Below are 6,075 nucleotides of genomic sequence, written 5' to 3'. Positions count from 1 at the left end.
GGGCGGAGGCCGTCCCGCAGGCGGACGTGGCCGCACCCGCGCCGGAGGCCGCACCCGCGCCGGAGGCCGCACCCGCGCCGGAGGCCGCGACGGCCCCGGCGGACGCGACCGCCCAGGCGGTCGACGCGGCACCCGTCGAAGTGACCGACGGCACCGGTGAGGTCGCCGCCGTCGTCGGGACCGGGCACCAGGCTGCCGAGGGGCAGCCCGTGGCGCCGGTCGAGGCACCGGAAGCGGCTCACGCCGCGGCCGAGGCCGCGCACCCCGGGCCCGACGTGCGGGCCGCCGTCGAGCTGCCCGACGCGGCGCAGCAGGCCGAGTCCGCGCAGCAGACCGAGGAAGTCCACCCGGCCGAGCAGGCCCAGGCCCCGGAGCCCGTCCAGCAGGCGGAGCCCGTACAGCAGGGCGATGCCGTCCAGCAGGCCGAGCCCGTGCAGGCACCCGAGTTCGCGCTGCCCGCCGAAGGCGTGCAGATCGCCGACGCCCCGCAGCCGGTGGCCCCCGCGGCCGACGACGAGGTCGCCGCCCAGGTTCGTCCGCAGGCCGAGGGCGTCGAAGCCGCCGCCCAGGACGCGGCCGGCCTCGCCGCCGCCGACCAGGCCGCTGCCGCCCCCGAGGCCCGGAACGTCACCGACCCCGGCGCCGCGCACAACGTGCCCGGTGCCGCCGAGGCGGTCCCGGCTGCCGCTCCGGACGCCGCCGCCCTTGTCCCGGACCAGATCCCTGTGGCCCAGGTCCAGCCCGCCGCCCCCGCGGCGGCGCCCGAGTCCGTTGTTCCGGCCGCCGAGCCGGTGGCGGCCCACGGACCCGTCGTCGCGCAGCCGGCCCCGGAGGCGGCCGCCCCGGCGCAGGACGCCGTTCAGGCGCCGCTCGCCGACGGCTTCCCCCCGGCGCCCGGGAACGTGCCGCCGCAGAGCCAGGAGCCGCAGATCCAGGAGCCGCAGATCCAAGGCCCGCAGGCCCAGGACCCGCAGGTCATCGCCCCGGCCGCGCACGGCGGCGAAGCCGCGCCCGCCGGGCCGCAGCAGCAGGCGCCGGCCGGCACCGACCAGCCCGCCCACGTCGCCCCCGTGCCCACCGGGCCGCAGCTCCGGAACGCCGCCGTGGCCCCCGAGACCGCCGCGGTCCCCGGCGCCGAGGAGGCCCCTGCCGTGCCCGGCGCGCCCGCCGGGACGGACCCGGCCGCGCAGATCCCGCAGCCGGCCGCCGCCGACGCGGAGCCGCTGCCCTCCGGTGTCCCGCTGCAGGCGCACCCGGAGCAGCCGCTCGGGCAGTTCGTGCCCGTCGAGGGCCAGGTGCCGACCACCCCGCACCTGGCGCCGACCCCGCCGCACCCCCTCGTCCTGCCCGTCCAGGAGCAGGAGGCCCAGGCCACGGTGCCCGCGCCGCGTGAGGCGGAGCCTGTCGCCGCGCAGGCCGTGCCTGCCGGTGAGCCGGGACCCGACGTCGTACAGCGGGCGGACGACCTGGAGACCAGGGCCGCCGACCAGGAGGAGGACACGGCCGCGGCCCCGTCGGACGACGAGACCCTGTCGGCCGAGGCCGCGCCGGACGAGGCGGCACGGTCCGCCGGACCCGCCGCGCCCGCCTACGACGACGCCGAGCGCGAGGCCGTCCTGAAGGTGATGCGCGAGCGGCGCGACATCCGCAACGGCTTCCGTTCCGACCCGATCCCGCACGAGGTGCTGCTGCGCGTCCTGGAGGCGGCCCACACGGCGCCCTCCGTGGGCCACTCGCAGCCCTGGGACTTCGTGGTCATCCGGTCCGAGGACACCCGTCGCACCATGCACGAACTGGCCACGCGCCAGCGCGAGGCGTACGCGAAGTCGCTGCCCAAGGGCCGGGCCAAGCAGTTCAAGGAACTGAAGATCGAGGCCATCCTCGACACCCCGGTGAACATCGTCGTCACCGCCGACCCCACCCGGGGCGGCCGGCACACCCTCGGCCGGTACACCCAGCCGCAGATGGCTCCGTACTCGGCCGCGCTCGCGGTGGAGAACCTCTGGCTCGCCGCCCGTGCCGAGGGCCTCGGCGTCGGCTGGGTCAGCTTCTTCGACGAGCGCGAGATGGTCCGCGCCCTCGGCCTGCCCGAGCACCTCGAGGTCATCGCCTACCTGTGCGTCGGATACGTCGACGAGTTCCCGGACGAGCCGGAGCTGATGCAGGCCGGCTGGTCCAAGCGGCGCCCGCTGTCCTGGGTGGTGCACGAGGAGACGTACGGCCGCCGCGCCCTGCCCGGAGAGGAACCCCACGACCTGCTTGCCGAGACCGTCGCACAGATCCGCCCGCTCGACGCCAAGGCGCTCGGCGAGGCGTGGGAGCGCCAGAAGCGCATGACCAAGCCGGCCGGCGCGCTCGGCATGCTGGAGATCATCTCCGCGCAGCTGTCCGGGCTGTCCCGGCAGTGCCCGCCGCCGATCCCGGAGCCCGCGGCCGTCGCCATCTTCGCGGGCGACCACGGTGTGCACGCCCAGGGCGTCACCCCGTGGCCGCAGGAGGTCACCGCCCAGATGGTGGCCAACTTCCTCGGCGGAGGCGCGGTCTGCAACGCCTTCGCCACCCAGGTCGGCGCCGAGGTGTGCGTCGTCGACGTCGGTGTCGCCGCCGACCTGCCGGCCACGCCCGGCCTGCTGCCCCGCAAGATCCGCGGGGGCACCTCCGACATGACCACCGGGCCCGCGATGACCCGCGAGGAGGCCAAGGCGGCCATCGAGGTCGGCATCGAGACCGCCCGCGACCTGGTCGCGGCCGGCAACAAGGCGCTGCTCACCGGTGAGATGGGCATCGCCAACACGACGGCGTCCGCCGCGCTCATCTCGGTGTTCACCGGAGCCGACCCCGCCGAGGTCACCGGCCGGGGTACCGGCATCAACGACGAGACGCTGGCCCGCAAGACCGAGGTCGTCCGCCGCGCCCTGGACTTCCACCAGCCGGATCCGGCCGACCCGATCGGTGTCCTCGCGGCCATCGGCGGCTTCGAGCACGCGGCCCTGGTCGGCCTGCTCCTCGGCGGCGCCTCGCTGCGTACGCCGGTGATCCTGGACGGCGTCAGCGCCGGCGCGGCGGCGCTCGTCGCCCGGGCGATCGCCCCCGAGGTCCTCGCCGCCTGTATCGCCGGCCACCGCAGCGCCGAGCCCGGCCACGTGGCGGCCCTGAACAAGCTGGGCCTGCGCCCGCTGGTCGACCTCGACCTCCGGCTCGGCGAGGGCACCGGCGCGCTGCTCGCGCTGCCGCTGGTGCAGAGCACCGCCCGCGCGATGCACGAGGTGGCGACGTTCGACTCGGCGGGAGTCACCGAGAAGTAGGGGACGCGCACGGGTGGTCCGGTGTTCAGCCACCGGACCACCCGTGCCGTCTGCCCTGCCCACAGCATAAAATCCGCACGTCAGGGCCGCTCCGGAGCTGCAGCGCGCCCCCACACCGCTGCACGAGGAGCCGAACCTCATGGCCGAACACCCCGCCTATCCCGTAGGCCTCCGCCTCTCCGGCCGCCGCGTGGTCGTCCTCGGCGGCGGTCAGGTGGCCCAGCGGCGGCTGCCGGCGCTCACCGCCGCGGGTGCGGACGTCGTACTCGTCTCGCCGGAGGCCACACCGTCGGTGGAGGCCATGGCGGACGCGGGGGAGATCCGCTGGGAGCGACGCCCCTACACCGAGGGCGACCTCGCCGACGCCTGGTACGCCCTCATCGCCACCAGCGACCCCGAGGCCAACGAGCGGGCCTCCGCCGAGGCGGAGCGGCACCGCGTCTGGTGCGTCCGCTCCGACGACGCCGACCGGGCGACGGCCTGGACCCCGGCGACCGGCCACAGCGAAGGCGTCACCGTCGCCGTCCTCACCACGGACGCGCGCGGCCGCGACCCGCGCCACACGGCCGCCATCCGCGACGCGGTGGTCGAGGGACTGCGCGACGGCACCCTGGTCGCCCCGCACCACCGCACCCGCACGGCCGGCGTGGCCCTGGTCGGCGGCGGTCCCGGCGACCCGGACCTCATCACCGTCCGCGGCCGCCGGCTGCTCGCCGAGGCCGACGTCGTCATCGCCGACCGGCTGGGCCCGCGCGACCTGCTCGCCGAACTCCCGCCGCACGTCGAGGTGATCGACGCCGCGAAGATCCCGTACGGGCGGTACATGGCCCAGGAGGCCATCAACAACGCTTTGATCGAGCACGCCAAACAGGGCAAGGCGGTCGTCCGGCTCAAGGGCGGCGACCCGTTCGTCTTCGGCCGGGGCATGGAGGAGGTCCAGGCGCTCGCCGAGGCCGGCATCCCCTGCACGGTGGTCCCCGGCATCTCCAGCTCCATCTCGGTGCCGGGTGCGGCCGGCATCCCCGTCACCCACCGCGGTGTCGCCCATGAGTTCACCGTGGTCAGCGGTCATGTAGCGCCCGACGACGAGCGGTCCCTGGTCGACTGGCCGGCGCTGGCCAGGCTCACCGGCACGCTTGTGATCCTCATGGGCGTGGACAAGATCGGGAAGATCGCCGAGACCCTCGTCGCGCACGGCAGGTCGCCCGCGACGCCCGTCGCCCTCGTCCAGGAGGGCACGACCGCGGCGCAGCGCCGCGTGGACGCGACCCTCGCCACGGTCGCCGAGACCGTGCGCGCCGAGGACGTGCGGCCGCCGGCCGTGATCGTCGTCGGCCCGGTCGTGAACGCCGGTCCGCCGGTGGCTTGATCACGCGTAACCCGGGGTAACCAAACCCCTTCCCAGCCGTTGGCAGCACACCCAGGACAAGGCAGTATCACCCTGTGGCCGATCTCATCACCGTTGAGGATCCCGACGACCCGCGTCTGCGCGACTACACGGGCCTGACCGACGTCGAACTGCGCCGCAAGCGCGAACCGGCCGAGGGCCTGTTCATCGCGGAGGGCGAGAAGGTCATCAGAAGGGCCAAGGAGGCCGGCTACGAGATGCGCTCCATGCTGCTCTCGGCCAAGTGGATCGACGTCATGCGCGACGTCATCGACGAACTCCCGGCCCCCGTGTACGCCGTCAGCCCGGAACTCGCCGAGCAGGTCACCGGCTACCACGTGCACCGGGGCGCCCTCGCCTCGATGCAGCGCAAGCCGCTGCCGACGGCCGCGGAACTGCTCCGCTCCGCCCGCCGGGTGGTGGTCATGGAGTCGGTCAACGACCACACCAACATCGGCGCGATCTTCCGTTCGGCGGCCGCACTCGGCATGGACGCGGTGCTGCTGTCGCCCGACTGCGCCGACCCGCTGTACCGCCGGAGCGTCAAGGTCTCCATGGGCGCGGTGTTCTCCGTCCCCTACGCCCGGCTCGAGTCCTGGCCGAAGGGGCTGGACTCGGTCCGCGAGGCGGGCTTCACGCTGCTCGCGCTCACCCCGGACGAGAAGGCCAGGAGCCTGGACGAGGCCGCTCCGCACCGGATGGACCGGGTGGCCCTGATGCTCGGCGCCGAGGGCGACGGCCTGTCCACCCAGGCCCTGGTCGCGGCCGACGAGTGGGTACGCATCCCCATGTCCCACGGCGTCGACTCCCTCAACGTGGGCGCGGCGGCGGCGGTCGCGTTCTACGCGGTGGCGACGGGCCGACCGGGGATCTGAACGCGCGCCTGCTGCTTCCCGGCTCGGGGCCCGAGTCGTCTCCTGCTTGCGGGCGAAGGCGACTCACGTCTCCGGGGTGAGGGTGCCGCACGTCTGCGGAGCGAAGGTGCCGCACGCTCCCGGGGTGAAGACGCTCACGCCTTTGGGGCGGAGGCGACGGCGGCCGTCCGCTCCTGCGGGGGCCGTGTGCCGTGCAGGTGGGCTGAGGCCGTTCCGGAGTGCCAGCGCCGCGAGCCGTCGTTGCCGTCGAGGCCCCGTGCCGGGCCCTGGCAGCCCTGTGCCACCGCGATGCCCAGCGCCACCAGCAGCGTCACCACCACGAAGACGAACAGCCGCTGGCGCAGCAGCCGGGGATTGGCGGGCCGCCGTCCCGTACCCGTCGGACGCGGCGCCGGGCGCCCCGTACCGCTGCGCGGAGCGGGACGGCTCCCGCTCCCGGAGCGCGGGCCGCCCACCCGCGGCGCCGGAGTGGGGCGGCCCCCGCCCGGCCGGGAGGCGACGCCCCCGC

At 75.6% G+C, this 6,075-nt stretch carries 3 protein-coding genes and 1 pseudogene; 3 read left to right on the top strand and 1 reads right to left on the bottom strand.

The window, feature by feature from the left end; genetic code table 11:
• From cobT to PV343_RS40060, 3 genes are all read left to right on the top strand, one after another.
• The coding region (gene cobT / locus PV343_RS40070; protein ID WP_319151987.1) for a nicotinate-nucleotide--dimethylbenzimidazole phosphoribosyltransferase at positions 1–3,305 on the top strand (3,305 nt) is incomplete at its 5' end.
• 139 nt (positions 3,306–3,444) lie between these two features.
• Positions 3,445–4,674, top strand: coding sequence for a uroporphyrinogen-III C-methyltransferase (gene cobA / locus PV343_RS40065; RefSeq protein WP_319151986.1), 1,230 nt, complete (start codon positions 3,445–3,447; stop codon positions 4,672–4,674).
• Positions 4,675–4,748: 74 nt separating this feature from the next.
• Positions 4,749–5,567 carry a TrmH family RNA methyltransferase gene (locus PV343_RS40060; RefSeq protein WP_319151984.1) on the top strand — a complete coding sequence of 273 codons (819 nt, stop codon included), beginning with the start codon at positions 4,749–4,751 and terminating at the stop codon, positions 5,565–5,567.
• A 134-nt stretch (positions 5,568–5,701) separates the two neighbouring features.
• On the opposite strand, the pseudogene PV343_RS40055 reads toward PV343_RS40060, so the two are convergent.
• Positions 5,702–6,075, bottom strand: a pseudogene (locus PV343_RS40055) (serine/threonine protein kinase); the annotation flags it as partial.

Source organism: Streptomyces sp. WI03-4A, from assembly GCF_033792105.1.
In the GTDB taxonomy this organism is placed as follows: Bacteria; Actinomycetota; Actinomycetes; order Streptomycetales; family Streptomycetaceae; genus Streptomyces; species Streptomyces collinus_A.
This window is presented reverse-complemented; position numbering and strand designations above follow the sequence as displayed.

Bases quoted from the DNA above. Each gene is read 5' to 3' on its own strand.
- cobA (WP_319151986.1), top strand. From the start codon at position 3,445: ATGGCCGAACACCCCGCCTATCCCGTAGGCCTCCGCCTCTCCGGCCGC.